Genomic DNA, 21,941 nt, shown 5'->3' with positions numbered 1-21,941 from the left:
CACTCTAAAAATACACCGCGGGATGGAGCAGTAGGTAGCTCGTTGGGCTCATAACCCAAAGGTCATCGGTTCGAGTCCGGTTCCCGCTACTAAGCAAGTGTTTTCGGTAAGCACTCTAAAAATACACCGCGGGATGGAGCAGTAGGTAGCTCGTCGGGCTCATAACCCGAAGGTCATCGGTTCGAGTCCGGTTCCCGCTACTACATTAAGAGAATCATAATTATGGTTCTCTTTTTTATTGTTTAAAAGCTCCGGCTCACCGAAGGTGAGCCGGAGTCTATTTTAATTCTATTGGATTATTTCCTTTTTTATTAATGTTTCGTTGAATATCAGCTTTATCTTTTGCTTGAAATGTTATTCCTTGACTTTCTACATTATTCACATAATTATTTTTTAGATTGTCCCTCGTCACAAAATATTCTTTCCTCGAAATTTCTTTATAATTATTAAAAGATTCATCATAGAAAATAGGATAATCCTTATTCGCTTGAACTTCTATTAAAGAAAAGTTGTATTGATTTTTAACATCATATAATTGGATAATCATTCCCGGTAATCCTTTAAATTTATAAGGACCTTCCGAGATTGGAATTTCGGTTGTATACCAAGCGATCCATTCTCTGCCACCATAAGTAAGAGTGGCTTTATTACAATTATAAGTATCAATCTTCTTTTTTTCTTTAGAAAGTTTCCAATCAAAAGATGCTTTTTCATTATATTTCAGTCCAAATGAATATACTTTTTCATAAAAAGCAATATCATTATTTTCTTTATAAATAGAATATCTGAAAGCACTTTTCGGTAGTTTCATAAGGTTTCCCGCAGCAACTGCCAATCCTTGGCCACTAGCTGCCATCATTCTGATGTTTTGATAACCAAATTTATAATTAGTACTGACAAAGCAGGATTTATTTCCTAAAATTTGCAAATCAAAATCTTCTTGTTTACTACTTTCCGTGTTCGTCGAATCTGAAAAATAAGTTAACCGATAAGTGAAAATTTTCATGTTCTCATTTTTTAAATTTTGAGAATGAATTGAATTAAAACAAAGAAAAAGCGTAAAGAATAATAATTTAATCATGGAAATAGTTGGTAAATAGAAATGATCACAATGATACGAATAAATTTTATTACCTAGTTTGAGATTATAATTTCTTTTAATAAATACCACATTTTATACTGTTTTTATCCGCTGGCTCAATTTATGTACATCTTTTACCACACCAAAATTTTAAAAATATGTATAAGAAAATTCTTGCAGGATTAGGCGGCGCAGTTGCCCTAAATGTTTTACACGAAACTCTAAGAAAAAACTTTGAGAATGTTCCGGAGGTTAATAAAGTAGGCGAGGAAGCTTTAAATATGGCTCTTGACAAAGTAGATATGAAAATTACAGACAAAGATCAGTTGTATGCTGCAACATTGGCTGGAGATGTTGTAAGCAACGGAATTTATTATGCAACTACAGCAACCAGCGGATTTAATATTGCTTCAGGAGTTGCGGCTGGCTTAGGAGCTGTATTTTTACCACAGAAAATGGGACTTGATGATACTCCCGTGGCGGAAAATAATCAGAAAAAAATAATGACGGTTGCCTATTATCTTTTTGGAGCCATTGTCACAAAATTGATCTACGACAAAATAAAATAGTAATATATTGTATCATTAAAAGCCACAAATTTTGTGGCTTTCATTTTTATATTTGAATAAAGAAGTCTTTTATTCTTACATACGAAATGAATGTATAATTAATTTAAAATACATTTTTCCTACCTTATTTGGCATTAAATTTTCTAATTTTGGAATGATTTAATTTAATTTCAAAATGAAAAAGCTGTCGTATACTCTTTTGTTCGCTTCCGGATTGGCTTTCGGGCAATTCTTCGAAAAAGATAAAACTTTCACAAAACAAGATACCTTAAAAGGTTCCAATACAGAATTCAGGAACTTTTGGGATGTCAAAAAATATGATCTTTCCGTAGAACCGGATTTTGTTTCAAAAAGTATTAAAGGAAATAATAAGATCAGTTTTGAAATTATTAAAGACGTAACGAACCCTACTTTTCAGATTGATCTTCAGCAGCCGATGAAAGCTGATAAAGTGGAAGGTAGTTTTCCTATTGCTGAATATAAACAAGAGGGCGATTTCATTTGGATTAAAACTAAAAAAAGCTTTAAAAAAGGAGAAAAATATACCATTGATGTTACCTATTCGGGAAATCCTACAATTGCTAAAAATGCGCCGTGGGATGGCGGTTGGGTGTTTACCCAAGATGAAAAAGGAAATCCGTGGATGAGTGTTGCTGATGAAGGAATTGGCGCTTCGATCTGGCTTCCGACTAAAGATATTTGGAGCGATGAGCCCGATAACGGAATCATCATGAAAATTATTACACCCAATGATTTGGTAGGTGTAGGAAACGGAAAACTGATCGATAAAAAAACAAGCGGAAATAAAACCACCTATACTTGGGAAGTCAAAAATCCTATCAATGCTTACTCTATTATTCCGAATATTGGAAAATATGTGAATTTTAAAGATACTTTTAACGGAGAAAAGGGAAAACTTGATCTTGACTACTGGGTAATTGATTATAATTTGGATAAAGCTAAAAAACAATTCCAGCAGGTAAAACCGATGCTTTCTGCTTTTGAATATTGGTTCGGGCCTTATCCTTTTTATGAAGATTCTTATAAATTGGTCGATTCTCCGTACTTAGGAATGGAACATCAAAGTAATGTTGCTTACGGAAACGGTTATCAAAACGGCTATCGAGGAAGAGATCTGTCAGGAACCGGAGTTGGGTTGAACTGGGATTTTATTATCATTCACGAAAGTGGTCATGAATGGTTTGCGAATAACATTACTGCAAAAGATCAGGCAGATATGTGGATTCATGAAAGTTTTACCAATTATTCTGAGGTCTTATTTACCGAAAAATATATGGATAAAAAATCTGCCGACACGTATGCCTTGGGAATCAGAAATATTATTCAAAACGATATTCCAATTATTGGAAAATACGGGGTTAGAAATGAAGGTAGCGGCGACATGTATCCGAAGGGAGCGAGCATGCTTCACACCATCCGCCAAGTGATTAATAATGACGAAAAATTCCGACAGATTTTAAGAGGAATCAATAAAGATTTTTATCATCAGACGGTAACAACAGAACAAATTGAAAATTATATTTCGAAAAAATCTGGAATTGATTTTTCGACGGTTTTTAACCAATATTTGAGAACTGTACAAGTTCCGACACTAGAATACAGTCAAAACGGAGATTCATTGAAATTCAGATATACAAACGTGGTGAAAAACTTTAAATTACCTATCAGAATCAATGGTGATCAAACCATTAATCCAACAGAAGAGTGGCAAACTGTAAAGCTGAAAACATCGGCTCCGGTGCAATTAGATCCAGCTTATTATATCAATTATCAAAAGATGTAAGATGAAAAGGCAAAATCGTGACTGCGATTTTGCTTTTTTATTTTTTTAAGAAAACTTTAATACACATTGTCGTAACAAAATGATTTTTAGAGCAACTACTTAAATTATAAAATATAAACTCAATGAAGAAATTAGCACTAAGTTTAGGTGTTTTAACCACTTTTTTGGTTAATGCCCAATCAATAAAAACCACCATCGATCTTGTGAATGTAAAGGGCGATAAAGTAGCCGTTACGATGGAATTTCCCAAAATGAAGTCTGGAGATGTGAAATTTCATTTTCCGAAAACTGTTCCGGGAACGTATTCTGAGGACGATTACGGAAGGTTTGTAGAAGGTATTAAATTTTATGACAATAAAGGAAAAGAATTGGCTTTCACAAAAGTAAATGATAATACTTATTCATTAAAAAACGCTCAGAATTTAACCAAAGTTACCTATTTGGTTAATGATAGTTTTGATGATGAGATGGATACTTCAAAACATAAAGCCGTATTTTCACCTTCAGGAACAGATATTGAGGAAGGAAAAGTGTATCTGATCAATACGCACGGTTTTGTAGGCTACATCGATAATATGCAGGATGTTCCTTATCAATTGGTAATTCAGAAACCAGCCGATTTTTACGGAACTACGGCGTTGGTAGATCAGGATAAATCTGAAGCTACGGATACTTTTACATTGGCAAATTATGCTAAAGTTACCGACTCTCCGTTAATGTACACAAAACCCGATTACGTTACCTTCAACGTAGGTGGAATGGATCTGGTCTTAGGTGTTTATTCACCAACAGGAAAGTATAAGGCTGCGGATTTTAAAGATAATTTAGAAAAAATGGTGATTGCTCAAAAGAAATTTTTGGGAGATATGAATACCAATAAAAAATATGCGGTGATGCTGTATCTTTCAGGTGGTGATGGCCCACAGATAAAAGGTTTTGGAGCATTAGAACATCATGAATCTACAAGTGTTGTGCTTCCCGAAATGATGCCGAAAAGTGATATTGAAAAAACACTTACTGACGTTATTTCTCACGAATTTTTCCATACGGTGAATCCTTTGAAAACACATTCCGAAGAAATTCATTACTTCGATTATGCAGATCCTAAAATGTCTCAGCATTTGTGGATGTATGAAGGTGGAACGGAATATTTTGCCAATTTATTCCAGATTCAGGAAGGTTTGATTAATAAAGATGAATTTTTACAGAGAATAACTGAAAAAATTACCAATTCTAAAAATTATGACGACACTATGCCTTTTACGGTAATGAGTAAAAACGTGCTAAAAGAACCTTATAAAGATCAATACAGAAATGTTTATGAAAAAGGAACTCTGCTGGCGATGTGTCTTGATATTGAGTTGAGAAAACTATCAAACGGTGAAATGGGCTATCGTGATATGATCCGTAAATTATCTCAGAGATTTGGAGAGAATAAGCCATTTAAAGATGATAAACTGATTGATGAATTGGTAACAATTACGGGATATCCTCAGGTGAAAGATTTTTACAATAAATATATCGCCGGAAACCAACCAACGCCTTACGAACAATATCTGAATATGGTAGGAGTAGAGGTGAAAAAACAAGAAACTCCACCAATTTTCTGGTTTGTAAAAGATCCTCAGCAAACGGGTTATAACGAAAAGAATAAAACGTTTGTATTTGATGAAAACTCTCCGTTATCGCCATTCGCAAAAAGTGTAGGCTTTAAAATTACCGATGAGGTGCTTGCTTTGGATGGAAAATCCATCAATATTCAAAATGTTCAGGAATTTATCGGCTATACGAGAACTATTAAAGAAGGGCAGAATGTTACCGTAACCGTTCTAAGAAAAAATGGTGATAAACTGGAAAAAGTGAATCTTACAGGAAAAGCAATTCTTGATAAAATGACTTTAGAAACATTGCAATTTAAGCCAAATCCAACTCCGGCAGAACAAAAACTGCAAGATCAGTGGTTGACGGGAAAGAAGTAGTTTTAAATAAATCTTAATGAAGCGGGGAAGTTTTTCTCCGCTTTTTTTGTCATTGTGAGAAACGAAGTGACGAAGCAATCTTCTTAATAATCTTAACTTCTTAATTTAAAACTTAATGGATGAAAAATTTGAGCTTGTTCGCTCGCAACAATAATTTTCGTTAAAAAATAAAGTTGAATCAGGCTTTTTTAATCGTAATTCTAAAAGTAGTTCCTTTCCCAACTTCAGTTTGTGCAATTTTAATATCACCGGCATGATATTCCTGAACCACTCTTTTCGCTAAAGACAAACCAAGTCCCCAACCTCTTTTTTTTGTTGAATAACCAGGCTTAAAAGCGTTTCTAGCTTGCTGCTTGGTCATTCCGCTTCCTGTATCCTGAATTTCTACGACGATATTTTTATTTTTCTCAAAAACTGACATCGCGATAGAGCCTTCGCCTTTCATCGCATCTACGGCATTTTTAACTAAATTTTCAATCACCCAGCTCATTAGAATTTTATTATGAGGAACCGAAATTCCTTCGGGTGGAAGGTGTAATCCGAAATTTATTTTTCGTGAAATTCTTGTTTTTAAATAATCATAATTTTCCTGAATACTTTCGTTGAAATTAGTGTCATTCAGTTCCGGAACTGATCCGATTTTTGAAAATCTTTCAGAGATTGTACGAAGCCTTTCAATATCTTTTTCTATTTCGTGAACCCCTTCAGAATCGGGAGTTTCCAGCTTCATAATCTCCATCCAGCCAATCATAGAAGAAAGGGGAGTGCCGATTTGGTGTGCCGTTTCTTTTGCTAAACCTGCCCAAAGATAGCCTTCATCAGTTTTTTTGATTGTTTTGAAAAACCAAAATGAAAAACCAAAATACAGAAGAATAAAAAGTCCTAAAATATAAGGTGAATACCGTAAATTATTAAGCAAATGAGAGTTGTCGTAGTAAACAAACTGGTTATTTCCATCAGGAACCTTAATTTCTATAGGATCATAATTTTTCTCCATAGATTTTACCAACTGATCCAGCTTTACAGGGTCATTAATTGTACTTTCCGGAATATTTCTGTAAAATCCTAAATCGAGAATTGGTTTTTTATTTTTATCAGTAACAATAAAAGGGATATTGTTGTTAATGTTCAGAATTTCAGGCAATAAATCTAAGACATCCGTATCTGGAGATTTAACTTCCTGCTGAATCCTAATAGCCTTCGAAAGCAGATTAATCCTTTTAATTTCCTCTTTTCGAAGGTAGTTGATAAGTGAAGTTGAGGCGATGACAATCGTGGTAACAACCGCTGTCATTACTACAAAAATGATCCAGTTATTCAGTCTTGCAAAAATGGTTCTTCTCAAAGCAAATTATTTTAAAATATTCAAAATTTTCTGCAGCTCACTGCTTCCGCTTCCCTGATAATTATTGATAATGATTGAAAAAACGTACTTTTTTCCGTCTTTTGCGGTATGATAGCCTGCAAAAGATTTGGTATCTCTCATGGTTCCGCTTTTCATTTTCATGCCATTGTCCTGCGTGGGAAAACCATCATAATAAGCCTCAAACCAAGATTGTTTTTTAGCATATAATAAAGCCTGAACTTCTGCTTTTGCTGCTACATAATTTTGAGGTGAAAGTCCGCTTCCATCAGCAAAATTGATCATATTTCCATTAATTCCCTTGGATTTCCAAAATTCTTTAATAAAGGCAACACCACTTTTAAAATTTGAATTCCCTTTCTTTTCTTTGCCTAATGTTTTAATCAAAGTTTCACCATAAAGATTGATACTTTTTCTCAAAAACCAGTAGACGATTTTATCTAAAGTTGGCGATTCATAAGTTAAGATGGTGTGATTTTTAGGGAAATCCAAAGTGTGTTTTCCTTCAATCTGCAGTTGAGAATTGGTGATTACTTTTCCAGAAATATCGATTCCTGATTCTTTCAACCATTTCATCGCTTCAACACCTAATTGCAAAGGCGGATTTGGAGTTGCACCAGATACTGTCACTGTTTTTCCTGAAGGCAAAGTTCCATTAATCAAAGCAACATCAGAATGCGGAGCGGTGAAGATTAAACTTTGATCTGAAGATCCGCCCGTTTTTAATTCATTCATCCATTTTACGCCTTCTAAAGGATAGGAAAAACTTTTAAAATCGGTTCCATTGATGTTAATATCAAACTGATTTTCACGCCAATTAACGCCCCAAACGCCTGCTCCATAATAGTTTCCTAAATCATCCCAAGGCCATCCTCCAGGAATGGTTTGAGCATCAAAATAAGAATCATCAATAATCAAGTCACCTGATATTTTTGCGATTCCCAAAGTTTTGACTGCTTCAATCAATTTCTTTTTAAAGCTTTCAGATTTGTAATTCTCGTATCTCCAGCTTCCTAATGTTGGATCGCCGTTTGACGAAATAAATAAATTTCCGTTAAGCGTTGATCCGGAAATCGTTCCTGAATATCCTGAAGTTGTTTTGTAGGTGTAATTTTTACCTAAAGTTTCCAAAGCGGCGCCAGCAGTAAATATTTTTTGCGTGGAAGCAGTCGAAAGTCCTTTATTTCCCTGATAATCGTAAATGAAATTTCCGTTTTCATCAGCAACATAAAATGAAAGATTGGAAGCAATTGCTCCAGAAGATTCCATTAAATCTTTGGTTGCTTTTTCCAGTTTCTGAGCTATATTTTGAGCAAAAATCACTTGTGTGGAAAGGGTGAGAACTGCTAATGTTTTTTTCATTGCGCTTTTGTTTTTCTAAACTTATGGTCATTATGAAAAACGAAAAATTTATTTCTTTATTTTTCAAAATGATTGTTTGGAATGCTTCGACAGGCTCAGCATGACATCGCTAAAAACTTACCGTTTAATTTTTAAAACCGTTAGCATTAGAAGTGTCATGCTGAGCGAAGTCGAAGCATCTCGTTTTATTTAAATATGATTAAAAAAAATCACATTCTTTAATTCAAATATATAAAAAAGAAAATTTAGAGTTCTGAACCCGCCTCGATCTCGTAAGGTTCTTTATCTTTTTCAAAAATCCTCGTCAGTTCACTTCCTTCAACGGTAATATTATCGCCAATTCTTCTGATCCAGTTTCCTTCACGAAGTCCGACAACTTTTGTATCATTCTGTGTTAAAAATTCTTTAATTCGCGTTTCTCTCGTTTCTCCGTTATGCTTCAGTTCCGGATTCGGATCAAGATAATGCGGATTTAAATTAAAAGGAACCAATCCCATACAATCAAAACTTGGCGGGTAAACGATGGGCATATCATTCGTGGTTTTCATATTTTGTCCGCCAACATTGCTTCCTGCGCTGCATCCTAAATACGGTTTTCCGTTTTCTACATTTTGTTTTAGAACTGACATTAAACCCTCCTCATGTAACGTTTTAACCAACAAAAAAGTATTTCCGCCGCCTGTAAAAAAACCTTTGGCATTATTTACGGCTTCAATTTTATCTTTAAATTCGTGAAGTCCTTTTACTTTAATATGAATGGTTTCAAAGAAAGATTTTGCCTTTGCGGTATAATCATCATGAGAAATCCCACCGGGACGAGCGAAAGGAACGAAAATAATTTCGTCAATGCCTTTATAAAGCTGAATTAATTCTTCTTTTAAGTATTCTAAATATTCCCCTCCGAAAAGGGTAGAAGTGGAAGCTAATATGATATTCATAAAAATGTATTGATAAAAATTCTTTACATACAAAGATAACTCAAACGGGAACGAATCAAAAATTTAGATAAAAAAATAGTTGAACCTCTTAATATTTTCCAAAAAAACTTAAAGGTTCTAAAATTCGGGCTTTTGTGGAATTATTATTGAACTTTACTCATCACAACTCGAAAATGTAAGATTATGACAATGATTAAAATGAACACGAAAAACCTTTTCTTAGGTTTGTTATTATTAGGAAGTGCAGGTTTTGTAAATGCGCAAACCACACAAACAGATAGTGCAAGTAATACGGCGGCAGTAAATCAGACAGGAAATCCAGCGATTGATGGTCTTAAAAAACAAATTGAAACCAACCCTAAAGATACAGAAGCTTTAGCAAAATTGGCAACAGCATATCAAGAAGCTTCAGATTGGACGAATGCAGTAGATACATGGAAGAAAATTTCAGTTTTATTGCCAGATTGGGCTCCGTCATATTATAGTCAGGCCTACGCTTATCAATCTGCAAAAGATGATGCGAACGCAAAAATAGCGTATGAGAAATATATTGCGACCGTAAAACCTGAAGAAGTTGAGCAAAATAAGAAGAATCTGGCGTATGCCTATTTCTACCTAGCTTTCTCTGAACAGAAAAGCGATCCGAACAAAGCGAAAGAGCATATTGCAAAATCAATACAGTATGATCCTAGCAACCAGGATGCTGTAAAGCTTAATCAAGTTTTAAACTCGTAATAAAAAAGATCCGAAATTGTTCGGATCTTTTTTTATTTATGATGGTTTTGAATTAATTGTTTTTCCAAAAAAATCGGTTTCACCATGAAGATGTCTTATAATTTTTTCAATATTTCGTTGAATGCTAGCTTCGGTTTTTAGATTATTGATGTAACGAATTAACTCTAATTTTCTTGAAGGAATTAAACTTTCAAAATTAGCCAAAGCTTCAGGGCTTTCCTTTATTGCCTGATCCAATTTCGGATGAATGGAAATTGTTCTCTCAGCATCATCAAATTCTACAAAAATATCAATGGTTTCTCCAATTCTTTTTGGAGAATCTTTCAGCATCATCAGATTAATATATAAACGCCATTCTCCTAAATATTTCATTAAATTTTGTTTGAATTCTTTACCGTTTACAGTTCCTTTTACTGGAATCGGACTTTTATTCTTTCCTGAGACTTCGAAAATTTGGTTTAAAATTTCTTCGGGAATGAATACAAAAGGATTGATGCCGATAATTTGGAGTTGGGTGGTGTAGTGATTTTTCATTTGGTTTTATACTTTAGGCTAATTTAATTATTATTTTAACTACCCCGTCTTTTTGCTTTGCAAAAATCCACCCCTTCAGGGAAGGGGAATGTAAAATTTCTGATACTACGCGCAATTAACAACCAACAACCAACAACTAACAACAAGTTAAACCATAACAAAATTAGTTCCCTACTCGAAAAGGAATCGTTATATTTGTATAAAATTAAATCTGTAAATCAAATGAAATTTTTTATTGACACTGCCAATTTAGAGCAAATTAAAGAAGCAAGAGACCTTGGAATTCTTGATGGAGTAACAACAAACCCGTCATTAATGGCAAAAGAAGGTATTCAGGGAGCTGAAGCGATCAAAAATCACTATAAAGCAATTTGTGAAATTGTAGACGGAGATATTTCTGCGGAAGTACTTTCTACAACGTATGAAGAAATGATTAAAGAAGGGGATGAGTTGGCGGCAATCCACCCGAATATTGTGGTTAAAATTCCGATGATTAAAGACGGAATTAAAGCATTAAAATATTTTTCTGATAAAGGAATCAGAACAAACTGTACCTTGATTTTCTCTCCAGGACAGGCTCTTTTAGCAGCTAAAGCAGGTGCTACTTATGTTTCTCCTTTCTTGGGAAGATTAGATGATATTTCAACTGACGGATTAAATCTGATCCAGGAAATCAGATTGATCTTCGATAATTACATGTATGAAACTGAAATTTTAGCGGCTTCTATCCGTCATTCAATGCATATTATCGACTGTGCGAAGATTGGAGCAGACGTGATTACTTCACCACTTCCTCCGATCTTGAGTTTGCTAAAACACCCATTAACAGACAGCGGATTGGCTCAGTTTATTGCAGATTCTCAGAAATTAGCGTAATCATCAGAATCCAGTTTAAAAATAAAAAATCCCGAAATGATGTTTCGGGATTTTCATTTATTTCAACAGGTCAAGTTCTAAAATATTATTCTCTTTTTTCAGCTTTTCCTTCACTCTTTTTTCATCATCCCGAAGCATTTTATTAGTATCTATCACCTTTCCGTTATCATCTCTCATTTCTACAATCTTGCCGTTGTTTAGCATCTGACGCAGGCCTTTCATCGGATCTTGAAGATACTCGGTATATACTTTTTTAAATTTATTCTCATCCACATTAATAAGAGGATTGTATCTTTTTTTATCCTTTCCGCTTACCCATTCTTGTGCTTTGTCAAGTTTTTTCACTCCTTTAAGTTCAAAAATATGAGAGTGGCTTTGATCTTCTATTTTCACAATCAGCCCCGGCAGACCATGAAATTTATACGGGCCATCCTGAATAGGTACTTCGGTTGTAAACCACACCGTCCAACGTCTTCCTACAAAATCACATACTGCCTTCTGAACGGAAAAATTTCCTATTTTATCCTTATCTGAAAGAATTTTCCACTGAGGTACTCTGGAATCCTGTACGAGATATTCTTCATTACCAATTGAATTAATAAAGCTTACAACATAATCCGGATAACTTTTTTCAACAGAATATCTCAATTTGCCTTTATATCCTACTCCTTTCAAACTAAAATCATTGTTTCCCGATTTCACCTGTTTTTCGATGAATGCATGCATCAGAGAATCGGCTTCATGGTATGCATTACTGTAAAATTTTGATCCTTTTGGAGCAATATCGAGGTTCATCAATTCAGTTTCAACTTTATCTTTTGCTGTTGAATCTATGGCAAATTTGTATTCATAAACGAACCTTTGATATTGTGCATGAGAAAGGAATCCTACTGACAGGACTACTAGAAATAATAGTTTTTTCATAGTATTAGTTTAATTTTTAATTTTCTATATTTTTAATCACTTTACATGGGCTTCCAACTGCTAATACATTATCGGGAATATCCTTAGTTACTACGCTTCCCGCTCCAATCACCGAATTATTTCCAATTTTAACACCTGGAATAACCACCACATTTCCACCAAACCACACATTGTCTCCAACTGTAATCGGATGAGCAGTTTCCAACCCTGAATTTCTTTGTTTTACGTCTAAAGGATGATTGGCAGTGTAAAAACTACAATTCGGGCCAATGAAAACATTATCTCCGAAAGTTACCTTTGCACAATCTAAAATCACAAGATTATGATTAGCGTAAAAGTTTTCTCCGACTTCTATATTGTATCCGTAATCACACCAAAAATTAGGTTCAATACAAATATTTTTCTTTGTTTTTCCTAAAATTTTCTTGATGAGTTGGGTTCTGTTTCCAGCATCAGAATTTTTCAGTTGATTATATTCCCAGCATAAATCTTTGATGGCAATTCTTTCATTCGTAAGTTCATGATCATTGGCATTATACAGTAGTTCCTGTTTACATTTTTCTTTCTCTGTCATTATTTTGGTTTAAAATTTTAAGTATCACTTTTAAGCCTTAAATATAACAAAAGAAAACAGGATGACTTATGACAATCATCCTGTTTTATATTAAAAATTATGTATTTTATTTATACAAATCCGGTTCTATGGAGTTGTTATTTTTCTTCAAGCTTTCTTTCGTTTTTTTCTCCATATCTCGGAAAACCTCATTAGGATCTGTAATTTCTCTTCCGTCAGGATTTTTCACCTTAAAAGAAATATTTGTACCGTTTCCGTTTTTCATCATCATTTCCCTCATATTTTTTGTAGGATCATTTACATACGCTTTCCAAACTTTTTTGAATTGATCTTTTGTTACTTCAATATCTTTTCCGCCAACTCCAATTAATCTCACATTTCCAGGCAGTTCAAGCTCTTTTTCCTGTGAAGCAACTGTTTTTTTATTCCCAACCAATATCATACTGTGAGATCCAGTAGCATCTTCCAGCTTCACAATTAAACCTGGTAAACCATAAAATTTATAAGGCCCATCCTGAAAAGGAATATCTGTAGTAAACCATGCTGTCCAGCTTCTTCCGCCAAAATTTGTCGTTGCTTTTTGAGTATTGTATTCGCCTACTTTTTCTTTTTCGGGAAGAATTTTCCATTCCGGTTTTTTATCTTCTTTTACCTTATAAGCATCTGTTGAAACTCTTGTGAAATAATAGGTGGTAAAATCGGGATATTGCTTGGTTACACTATAAGAAACCTGCCCGGGTTTTTCTCTCTTTGTGATATTGATGTTTCCGGCGCCGGCTTTTAACTGCTTTTCCAAATCTGCTTTTTGAGTAGAATCGGAAACAAATTTATCATAGCTGTAATACTTCGATCCCGCTTTATCGATATCCAAAAGCATCATTTCTTTTTTTACATCAGCTTTATTGGTAGAATCGGGAATAAATTTATATTCATAGAAAAATCTGTTGGTTTGAGCATTGGCAAGTATGCCAACAAAGAATAAAAAAAGGAAATTAATTTTTTTCATGGTTTAAAATTATTTAATTAAAAAAAACTTTGCTAACGATTGATTTTGATGTCATTAACAAAGCTTTATTGGAACTTTATTTATTTCGTTTCTACTCTTATTTCCCCAGAATATACTCCTGAATAATTCTTTTTATTTACTGTAACACTTTTTATCTTTTGCGGATCCAGAGCTTTAAAGTCAGATTCTGTGGCTTCTTTTCCATTGATGAAGTATTTTATTCCTTCCATATCACCACTAATACTTTTTACACCATTGGCGGTTATCGTATTGTTTCTGTGGTCAATAATCATATTGTCTGCATTTACTCTTACATTTTTAGGAAATGTAGTGGTAGAATTGCTATAAATATATAATCTTCTGTTTCCGTCTAACGCTCTTCTTTCAGCTTCCAATTTCGCTCTTTCTCCTTCCAGTTTTGCCCTTTTCTCTTCTAGCTTTGCTCTTTCTTTTTCAAGCTTAGCTCTTTTTTTTGCCGTTGCTGCCGATTCTTTCTCTCTGGCTTCAGGTTTGAAAATAATATCTGCACCGGGCGACCATTTTGTATCATTAAAAGAGTATACTTTTACTTTCGGGGCATTCGGTGCTTTAGGAGATTTTGGAGCACCAGGTGGCGATGGAGGTGAAGGTGGAGCATCGGGAAATTCAAAATTAAATTCAGGAATTTCTGGCATTTCAAAATTCATGCTTTTCAATTCAGACATTTTATTTTTCCATTCGCTAGATTTGAAAAAATCATTGATTTTTTTTGCATCTATCGGATCTGTAGAATAAGACATTTTGAATTCCTGAGAATTAGTAACTTTATTAATCTCTCCAGAAAGATCATTAATCTCATCTACTTTCTTCTTAAATTCATCACTTTCAGGGTTTAAAGTTTTTAAATCTTTACTTTTTTCCTGAATTTTTTTGCTTAAATCGACTAATTTTTCCTGAGTTTCAGCTCTTTTAGCTAATTTCGGAGCAATAACTTCAATTTCTTTGGTTTTTTTAGGCGCAATGGTATCTTTTTTAATTTGAGAAACCGCTTTCTCAATTTCTATATTTGTGGCTTTAATTTCTTGATTTTTAGCATTTACCAAATAAGCAAACGCTACTGAAAATACTACCGGTAATGCAAAAATTCTACGCGCATACCCGAATTTGGTTTGAGGTTTTTGTAACATTTTGAGTCGTTTTTTTAGATTTGAACTTAAAAACGGACTGGTTGCAGGCAACTGGTTTCCGGAAAAGTGGCTTGCTAAAAGCATCTGCGCAAATGCTTTGGTGTCCGATTGTTTTACAGCCTTTTTATCGGCTAAATACTCATGAATTAAACTAATTTCTTTTTTAATGATATGAAAAAATGGGTTGAACCAGAAAACAGAAGTAAGAATTTCAATAAAAATTTTATCAAAAGAATGTTTCTGTTCAATATGAACCATTTCGTGCTTCAAAATTTGTTTTCCGACGTCGGAATTCAGCGTAATTGAAGTTTTCCAGAAAAGGTTTCTGAAATAGGAAAATGGTGCTTCTGTAAGATCGGTCTGATAGAAATTAATTCCATCAAAGCTTTCTTTTTTAAACTGATTTTTAAGCTGTTGAATCCTGAAGATTCCGAATAGTAATTTCCCTAAAAAATAGAGAGAAACCAATCCCAAAGCTGAAAAAATAATTCGAAAATAAATGTGGTCATTGCTTATGTTTTTAGTTGAGTTAAAATTCTGTACCCTATCTATTAGCTGGTAAAGATCATTGCTTACCTCAATTGTAAAATCTTCGATCTTTATTAAAGGAAGCAGCAATGAGATCAACATCGCAGACAAAAGATAAAATCTGTTGTAGTGATGAAAGGTCTTGTCTTTTAAAGACAACTGATAATACAAAAACATTACACCGGAGCATAAAATAACTTTGCCGAAGTATAGAAGTACAGTTTCCATGGTTTAGTTTTTTTCTTTGAGTTCGTTTAGCAGCATTTCAAGATCTTCAACGGTCATTTCGTTTTTTTCAACAAGGAAAGAAACGGCACTTTTGTAAGAACCTTTGAAATAATTTTTCACAAGACTTTTCATCGTTTTTCCAGAATATTGCTCCTGAGTAATCAACGGAAAATATTCGTGTTGCCTTCCGTAGACGTTGTAATCTACAAACTCTTTGTCTTTCAATACTTTTAAAATGGTAGAAACCGTGTTCGTATGAGGTTTTGGCTCTGGAAAAAGATCAAGAATATCTTTGAGAAATCCTTTCTCCAATTTCCATACATACTGCATCACCTGTTCCTCTGCTTTTGTTAAAGTCTGAATTTTCATATCACGTTTGTTTAATCATTAAATGTAGTGATATAAAAATTATACTTCATTTCATATCACTAAGAAATTAGTTATACAAATGTAGAAATAAAATCTATTCAAACAACTATTTTTTTAGTGATAAAAACAATAGTGGATTAATTATTTGAAAATCAATCGAATAAAAAATATTAAAATATGTTAAATTTTAAAATGATGGAAAAATTTGATGATTTTTAAAGAAGAAAAGGAAAAATTGAAGCATTGAGTTTTGAACACAAAGTTCCCTAAGTTTTTGGAATATTGAGTGTTTTAAGTTTCACAAAGTTGCTTCGCTTATAAGAGCTGATAGAAATATTTTAATGCTATTTATTTTTAAAATAAAAAATACACTATTAATGAAAATTCGTGTTTTCATGGCTATAAAAACTTAAAATTTCAAATCAATTAAAAGATTTTCTAAATTCTAAAGGAGAAAGATTGGTTTTTGCTTTAAATAAATTACTGAATGATTGTGAATGTTCAAAACCTAAAGCATAAGCCACTTCTCCAACCGATAAATTCGTTGTAGAAAGTATTTCTTTCGCTTTACCAATCAATCTTTCGTGGATATGCTGCTGGGTACTTTGCCCCGTTAATGAACGAAGCATATCGCTTAAATAGCTTGGAGAAAGATTGAGGTTGTCTGCAAAATAACTTACTGTAGGAATTCCCTTGTTTAAAGAAGTTTCATCTTCGAAATAAGCATCTAGCAACGTTTCAAATTTTTGCAGAAGCCCGCTACTGCTTGCCTTTCGTGTAATAAACTGACGCTTGTAAAAACGATTGGCATAATTCAGCAATAAATCAATCTGAGAAATCATCAGATCATGACTGAAATCGTCTATTCTTCCGTTGAGTTCCGATTCTATAAAATTGAAAATGGAGAGAATGGTTTTCATTTCTTCCTCCGAAAGATGCAAGGTTTCTTTAATTGAATAAGAAAAAAAGCCGTATTGCTTTATTTTTTTAGCCAAAGGATAACTTAAAAAGAAATCTGGATGAATGAGCAAAGAAAACTGAGAACATACGATATCTTCAGAGCCTTTGCCGCCCATAATCTGCCCTGGCGCGGCAAATAGCAATCCGCCCTGATCAAAATCGTAATAGTCTTGTCCGTATTCTACTTTCCCGCTTAACTTCGGTTTGTAGGAAATTTTATAAAAGCCTAAAACATGGCGTTGAGATATCTTTTCAGACGGAATAAACCGATGTGTTTCATTGATTAAACTAATCAATGGATGCTTGGGTTTAGGCAAATCAAAGAAAAGATGTGCTTCTGTAAGTGATTTGAACTTGATGAGTGTTTGGTCGTCTTTTTTCATAATTCTTATATAAAGATAGGAAAACCGATTATAAAAATAACCGGTTTTTGTTTGAACTTATTTTGTTTAGCCTTGAGCGGAGCGGGAAACTTCATCCCAAGATTCCCAAAGCGCAATTCTGTCTGCATAAATTTCTTTGATTAAAGGAAGATTATTACTTCCCAAATTAAAACGTAACGGCGGATTTTCATCATCAATGACTTTGAAAAGAGCCTGTGGCGTTGCGTTTGGATCTCCTTGTTCGAAAGTAGATAAGTTTTTGATAAATTCAGCTTTAAAATCATCGTAAGCCTCAATATTTCCTGAAAACTTCAATGATTCCTGGCTTCCGAATTCTGTAGCATAAGCTCCTGGTTCGATGATTGTAACTTTAATTCCGAACTGCTTTACTTCGGCAGCAAGACTTTCGTGAATAGCTTCAAATGCCCATTTCGAAGAACTGTAATATCCGATAACGGGCAATGTGAAATGCCCGATATTGCTGGAAGTCCCTAAAATGTGTCCCGAACCTTGCGCTCTTAAAATCGGCAACGCAGCCTGAATTACACTTACCGGACCAATAATATTCGTTTCATACAAATCACGAATTTCATCTGCACTGGCTTCTTCAATGGTTCCAACCAATGAATATCCTGCATTATTTAAAACGATATCTAATTTTCCAAAATGCTCATGCGCCTTGTTTACGGCATCTTTTACCTGCTCCGGTTTTGTAACGTCCAGTGCCAACGTCAATACCTGATCGCCATATTTTTCATTAAGATGAGAAATGCTTTCCAGCTTTCTTGCGGTAGCCACGACTTTATCGCCACGTTCGAGAGCAGCTTCCGTCCAAACTTTTCCAAAACCTCGGGAAGCTCCCGTAATAAACCATATTCTATTTTGCTGTTTCATAATATTTTATTTTTACAAAGCAAAATTAGCAAGCTTCAAAAAGATTTTTGTAGGCGAATCGCAGAGGTTTGTAGGCTAAATGAGGAAATTGAAGTAAGACTGGAAGTTGGAAGATAGAGGCTGGAAATTCATTAAGTTCATCAATCATTATTTTAAATAGCTTCCAACATCAAGCTTCCCTCTTCCAACCTAGCAAGCCTTACTCTTTTCGAAGAATACCTTTTTCTACGCTTTCGTTGAGTAAATTTTCAGCATAATCCCAAATCGATGAAGAACCGTTGGCAATGGCTTTCTTCTTATTGTACACTGTTTGATATTCCACATCAAATTCTTTCCAGGTTCCGCCACTGTTGCTGATGTTTTGAAGCAAAGGTTCTAATCTGTCCATCGTACGGGCGAATTTAGCTTCATTGGTAATACCTTCTTCAAATTCTTCCCAAACCGCTAAGAATTCTTTAGCCTGAACTTCAGGTAATAATCCGAAAATTCTTTTGGCAGCCAGAAGTTCTTCTTCGGTATTGGTGTGATTTTTTTTGGTATCATATATAAAAGTATCGCCTGCATCAATTTCTACCAAATCATGAATCAAAACCATTTTTACCACTTTCAAAACATCGATTGGTTGATCCGAATATTCAGCCAAAACTAAAGTCATCATCGCCAGATGCCAACTGTGTTCGGCATCATTTTCATTTCTATCGCTGTTGAACAGTTTTGTTCTTCGTTGGATGTATTTTAATTTGTCGATCTCTTTAATGAAATCAATCTGTTTTAATAAATTTTCGGTCTTCATTTTACTTTAAATTCGATTGAGTCCCAAAGATAATACAAACAAAATTTACTTCACCACCGTAGCTTCAAACTCTACTTTTAGCGTTTCAAATAAAGTTTTTACTTCCATCACGGTAGTTGCCTGCTGAACTTCATGCTTGGTAATCCAATTTTGTAGGACATCGAAATTTTTAAAGAGTTCTTCGTGTTCTGTGGTGTATACATTCAGCCGAACGATATTTTTAACTTCAAAATCTGCCTGAATGATTACTTTTTTCAAATTTTCCAGTGCTTCGGTGATTTGAGTTCTCATGTCGGCATTGCTTGAAATTCCATAGTCATTAATCGCAGTTTGTCCCGAAATATAAAGCGTACTCTGAGCATTTTTTACTTCTACGGCTTGTGCATAATTTCTCGCATCTTGCCATTTCCAAGGGTTGATGATTCTTTTTTCCATGTTGAATATTTTTAATTAAATAGAACAACAAAGTTCAGAATCACCCTTTCCTTTTCTGTGTGATCTGCATCACAATTATTTTGATTCTTTAAAAAATCGGCTTAATGTTTCGCGTGATAAGCCAAAATAAGCTGCCAACGTGATCTTAGGAATTCGCTGAGCTAAAGAGGGATAGTATTTTATAAATTGCTCGTATCGTTCTTTTGCGCTCAAAGTCATTAAAGACAAAATTCTCCGTTGGTTTGAAATGTGTCCGTTGACCGCTTTTGAAAGGAAAAACTCGGTCATTTTAGGAACTTCCTTTAATAATTGATGGTAATTCTTAAAAGAAAGTTTTAAAACTTCGGTATCCTCAAGACATTGCAAAATTTGGTTAGCTTTTGTTTGATTGTAAAATGCCATAAAATCGGTTTCCCACCAATCTTCCATCGCAAAAGAAATAATATGTTCCCTTCCTTCCTGATCGCTGCAAGAAAGCTTAATTAATCCTGAAACAATAAAATAAATAGAGTCTACCTTATCATTTTCCTGAATGATAAAATCTTTTTTGCTAAAATGCTCTTCCTCGAAAAAAGCACTCACTTTTTCCCATTCATGATCGGAAAGAAGTATTGTTTTTTGAATATGATTTCGGAGAATATGATTCATTTATAATTATCTAAAATGATTCTTTACCACAAAAATAATAAAACCACAGTTGGTTATTTAAAAATCATCCATCATATATTAGAAATCCTCCATTTTATGAGATTTTATATCAACCCAACTTTGCAACAGATTAAAATTCATATCCGTAAAATCTTAAAAATTGAAATATAATGTCTGTTTCTGATCTATTTAAACCTCTCACACTGCTGCATGGCCCGGCGATGAAAAACCGTTTTATGATGGCTCCATTAACGAGCCAGCAAAGTGAGAACGACGGTTCCGCTTCAAAATACGACCAATATTGGATCGAGCAACTCTCTAAAAGCGGTTACGGCTTAATTCAAACCGGAGCTGCAACTGTAGAAGCTGGAGGAATTGCTTTTGAAAGACAATTGGGCATTCACAGCGATAAACATTTGTCCGGATTGAAGAAAATGGCGACCGCCATCCGAGAAGGAGGTGCATTATCTGCCGTACAGCTTCATCACGCGGGTCATCGTGCCGTACCTTCATTGGGAGGAATCGTTTCTCCAGCTTCAGGTAAAACAGTTCCTCATGTAAAAGCTTTGACAACCGAAGAAGTGGAACGAATTCGTGATAGTTTTATTGAAGCTGCCAAAAGAGCGCAGTTAGCCGGATATAACGGAGTTTCGGTTCATGGCGCCTTTGGCTGGATCTTATCAGAATTTTTATCGCCAAATCTTAATGATCGCACCGATAAATATGGTGGCAGTATTGAAAACCGTGCACGATTTACCCTTGAAGTAATTGAAGGAATTCGAAAAGCCTGTGGTCCGGATTTTCAGATTGGCTGGCGACTGTCGATTGAACGGTATGGACTTCGGCTGGAAGAATTACGCGAGATTACTGCAGAAATTTTTGATAAAGAATTGATTGATTATCTTGATCTGGCTTTGTGGGATTCTGCTCAGCTTGTACGCGAAGGTACTTTTCAGGGAAAAACAATGCTCAGCGTTTTTACCGAACTTCCACGTAAAGGCGTGCGTTTAGGCGCTGCAGGAAAAATAATGAGTGCTCACCGAGCCGCAGAATTATTAGATGAAGGTTGTGATTTTGTACTGATCGCAAGAGCGGGAATTCTTCAACGCGATTTTCCACTTCAGGTAAAGGCAAACCCGTTGTATGAAAGTCGGGATCTTCCTGTAACGGCAGATTATCTTCGTGAAGGTGGATTGAGTGAACGTTTTATAGAAACCATGCGCGGTTGGCAAACTTTCGTAAAATTTGGATCTTAATTCGCACCAATTTGTTGCTGAACTTTCCTTTAAATTATTTAACCCTTTCAGGGTTATATCATCATGGAATACATATTCATCGGGTTTCATCCGACGCTATTCATATAAACCACTTCGTGGTTTTGAAGGTAAATTTAAAACATAAATGGTATAACCTATTTTTTTTAATATTAAACCAAAGCGGACTTTTATAAAGTTCGCTTCTTTTTTTATATACAAATTTTTAAATTAATGACTAAAACCCTAGCCCCGATGTTCTATGTTAAATTGCAAATTATTTAGGTTAAAATTTTAAAGTTTTTTTGATAATCCGGTTGATATTTCGTTTTATTTTTCACCACTCCAAAACATATTCGCAAAAGCTTATTGCAAACCGCTATCAATGCCAATTTCTTCGCCTTTCCTTGACAAAGAAGCTTTTCATAAAACTCCTTGCAATGCTTGTTATACCGAATTGCCGACCACGAACAAACATACAACAAACCACGGATATGAGTCTTGGATGTCCTACATTTTCCAGGTGAATAAGATTTCTT

Annotated in this window: 21 protein-coding genes and 2 tRNA genes; 8 read left to right on the top strand and 15 right to left on the bottom strand. The window is 34.4% G+C overall.

Annotated features, from left to right (window positions below):
• Positions 1-16: 16 nt before the first annotated feature.
• Both ABEG63_RS20510 and ABEG63_RS20505 read left to right on the top strand, forming a co-directional pair.
• Positions 17-89 (top strand) — tRNA-Met (locus ABEG63_RS20510).
• Between the two features lie 38 nt (positions 90-127).
• A tRNA-Met gene (locus tag ABEG63_RS20505) sits at positions 128-200 on the top strand.
• Between the two features lie 77 nt (positions 201-277).
• On the opposite strand, the gene ABEG63_RS20500 is transcribed toward ABEG63_RS20505, so the two are convergent.
• Positions 278-1,081, bottom strand: a complete 804-nt coding sequence (locus tag ABEG63_RS20500; protein ID WP_346587249.1) for a GLPGLI family protein — start codon at positions 1,079-1,081, stop codon at positions 278-280.
• Positions 1,082-1,239: 158 nt separating this feature from the next.
• Here ABEG63_RS20500 and ABEG63_RS20495 point away from each other — a divergent pair, with 158 nt between their 5' ends.
• From ABEG63_RS20495 to ABEG63_RS20485, 3 genes are all read left to right on the top strand, one after another.
• Positions 1,240-1,650, top strand: coding sequence for a hypothetical protein (locus ABEG63_RS20495; protein WP_346587248.1), 411 nt, complete (start codon positions 1,240-1,242; stop codon positions 1,648-1,650).
• 175 nt (positions 1,651-1,825) lie between these two features.
• Positions 1,826-3,454 (top strand): M1 family metallopeptidase, encoded by a 1,629-nt coding sequence (locus ABEG63_RS20490; RefSeq protein WP_346587246.1) that lies wholly within the window; start codon positions 1,826-1,828, stop codon positions 3,452-3,454.
• Positions 3,455-3,576: 122 nt separating this feature from the next.
• Positions 3,577-5,433 (top strand): PDZ domain-containing protein, encoded by a 1,857-nt coding sequence (locus tag ABEG63_RS20485; RefSeq protein WP_346587244.1) that lies wholly within the window; start codon positions 3,577-3,579, stop codon positions 5,431-5,433.
• A gap of 178 nt (positions 5,434-5,611) precedes the next feature.
• On the opposite strand, the gene ABEG63_RS20480 is transcribed toward ABEG63_RS20485, so the two are convergent.
• From ABEG63_RS20480 to pepE, 3 genes are all read right to left on the bottom strand, one after another.
• The gene (locus tag ABEG63_RS20480) at positions 5,612-6,727 is read right to left on the bottom strand and encodes a HAMP domain-containing sensor histidine kinase (RefSeq protein ID WP_346587268.1); all 1,116 of its coding nucleotides are present in this window, start codon (positions 6,725-6,727) and stop codon (positions 5,612-5,614) included.
• 57 nt (positions 6,728-6,784) lie between these two features.
• Positions 6,785-8,158, bottom strand: a complete 1,374-nt coding sequence (gene dacB, locus ABEG63_RS20475; RefSeq protein ID WP_346587242.1) for a D-alanyl-D-alanine carboxypeptidase/D-alanyl-D-alanine-endopeptidase — start codon at positions 8,156-8,158, stop codon at positions 6,785-6,787.
• A 245-nt stretch (positions 8,159-8,403) separates the two neighbouring features.
• Complete coding sequence (pepE, locus tag ABEG63_RS20470; protein ID WP_346587240.1) at positions 8,404-9,096, bottom strand: dipeptidase PepE; 693 nt, start codon at positions 9,094-9,096, stop codon at positions 8,404-8,406.
• 198 nt (positions 9,097-9,294) lie between these two features.
• Between pepE and ABEG63_RS20465 the strand changes: the two genes are divergently transcribed.
• A complete protein-coding gene (locus ABEG63_RS20465) occupies positions 9,295-9,831 on the top strand; it encodes a tetratricopeptide repeat protein (protein WP_346587238.1) in 537 nt (178 codons plus the stop codon).
• Between the two features lie 36 nt (positions 9,832-9,867).
• Here ABEG63_RS20465 and ABEG63_RS20460 read toward each other — a convergent pair whose 3' ends face one another.
• On the bottom strand, positions 9,868-10,365 hold the full coding sequence (locus ABEG63_RS20460; RefSeq protein ID WP_346587237.1) for a YdeI/OmpD-associated family protein: 498 nt from the start codon (positions 10,363-10,365) through the stop codon (positions 9,868-9,870).
• 222 nt (positions 10,366-10,587) lie between these two features.
• Between ABEG63_RS20460 and fsa the strand changes: the two genes are divergently transcribed.
• Entirely contained in the window at positions 10,588-11,241 is a 654-nt protein-coding gene (gene fsa / locus ABEG63_RS20455) for a fructose-6-phosphate aldolase (RefSeq protein ID WP_267406761.1), read from the top strand.
• A gap of 57 nt (positions 11,242-11,298) precedes the next feature.
• On the opposite strand, the gene ABEG63_RS20450 is transcribed toward fsa, so the two are convergent.
• The 10 genes from ABEG63_RS20450 to ABEG63_RS20405 all read right to left on the bottom strand — a co-directional run bounded on the left by ABEG63_RS20450 (position 11,299) and on the right by ABEG63_RS20405 (position 20,149).
• Positions 11,299-12,165 (bottom strand): GLPGLI family protein, encoded by an 867-nt coding sequence (locus ABEG63_RS20450; RefSeq protein WP_346587235.1) that lies wholly within the window; start codon positions 12,163-12,165, stop codon positions 11,299-11,301.
• A 16-nt stretch (positions 12,166-12,181) separates the two neighbouring features.
• Positions 12,182-12,739 carry a sugar O-acetyltransferase gene (locus tag ABEG63_RS20445; RefSeq protein ID WP_346587234.1) on the bottom strand — a complete coding sequence of 186 codons (558 nt, stop codon included), beginning with the start codon at positions 12,737-12,739 and terminating at the stop codon, positions 12,182-12,184.
• A gap of 106 nt (positions 12,740-12,845) precedes the next feature.
• Positions 12,846-13,745 (bottom strand): GLPGLI family protein, encoded by a 900-nt coding sequence (locus ABEG63_RS20440; protein ID WP_346587232.1) that lies wholly within the window; start codon positions 13,743-13,745, stop codon positions 12,846-12,848.
• An 80-nt stretch (positions 13,746-13,825) separates the two neighbouring features.
• Positions 13,826-15,667 carry a M56 family metallopeptidase gene (locus ABEG63_RS20435; RefSeq protein WP_346587230.1) on the bottom strand — a complete coding sequence of 614 codons (1,842 nt, stop codon included), beginning with the start codon at positions 15,665-15,667 and terminating at the stop codon, positions 13,826-13,828.
• A gap of 3 nt (positions 15,668-15,670) precedes the next feature.
• Positions 15,671-16,036: a BlaI/MecI/CopY family transcriptional regulator gene (locus ABEG63_RS20430; RefSeq protein WP_267406752.1), complete on the bottom strand. Its 366-nt coding sequence runs from the start codon at positions 16,034-16,036 to the stop codon at positions 15,671-15,673.
• Positions 16,037-16,458: 422 nt separating this feature from the next.
• Positions 16,459-17,379, bottom strand: a complete 921-nt coding sequence (locus ABEG63_RS20425) for a helix-turn-helix transcriptional regulator (RefSeq protein ID WP_346587229.1) — start codon at positions 17,377-17,379, stop codon at positions 16,459-16,461.
• Positions 17,380-17,445: 66 nt separating this feature from the next.
• Positions 17,446-18,273: an SDR family NAD(P)-dependent oxidoreductase gene (locus ABEG63_RS20420; protein ID WP_346587227.1), complete on the bottom strand. Its 828-nt coding sequence runs from the start codon at positions 18,271-18,273 to the stop codon at positions 17,446-17,448.
• Positions 18,274-18,472: 199 nt separating this feature from the next.
• On the bottom strand, positions 18,473-19,066 hold the full coding sequence (locus ABEG63_RS20415) for an HD domain-containing protein (protein ID WP_346587226.1): 594 nt from the start codon (positions 19,064-19,066) through the stop codon (positions 18,473-18,475).
• A gap of 45 nt (positions 19,067-19,111) precedes the next feature.
• Positions 19,112-19,501 carry a RidA family protein gene (locus tag ABEG63_RS20410; RefSeq protein WP_346587224.1) on the bottom strand — a complete coding sequence of 130 codons (390 nt, stop codon included), beginning with the start codon at positions 19,499-19,501 and terminating at the stop codon, positions 19,112-19,114.
• Between the two features lie 75 nt (positions 19,502-19,576).
• Positions 19,577-20,149, bottom strand: coding sequence for a Crp/Fnr family transcriptional regulator (locus ABEG63_RS20405; protein WP_346587223.1), 573 nt, complete (start codon positions 20,147-20,149; stop codon positions 19,577-19,579).
• Positions 20,150-20,319: 170 nt separating this feature from the next.
• Between ABEG63_RS20405 and ABEG63_RS20400 the strand changes: the two genes are divergently transcribed.
• Entirely contained in the window at positions 20,320-21,405 is a 1,086-nt protein-coding gene (locus ABEG63_RS20400) for an NADH:flavin oxidoreductase (protein WP_346587221.1), read from the top strand.
• Positions 21,406-21,941 lie beyond the last annotated feature (536 nt).

The sequence above is a fragment of the Chryseobacterium sp. C39-AII1 genome, assembly GCF_039672645.1.
In the GTDB taxonomy this organism is placed as follows: domain Bacteria; phylum Bacteroidota; class Bacteroidia; order Flavobacteriales; family Weeksellaceae; genus Chryseobacterium.
Note: the sequence above shows the minus strand (reverse complement) of the source record. Positions and strands in the feature narration are given on the sequence as shown.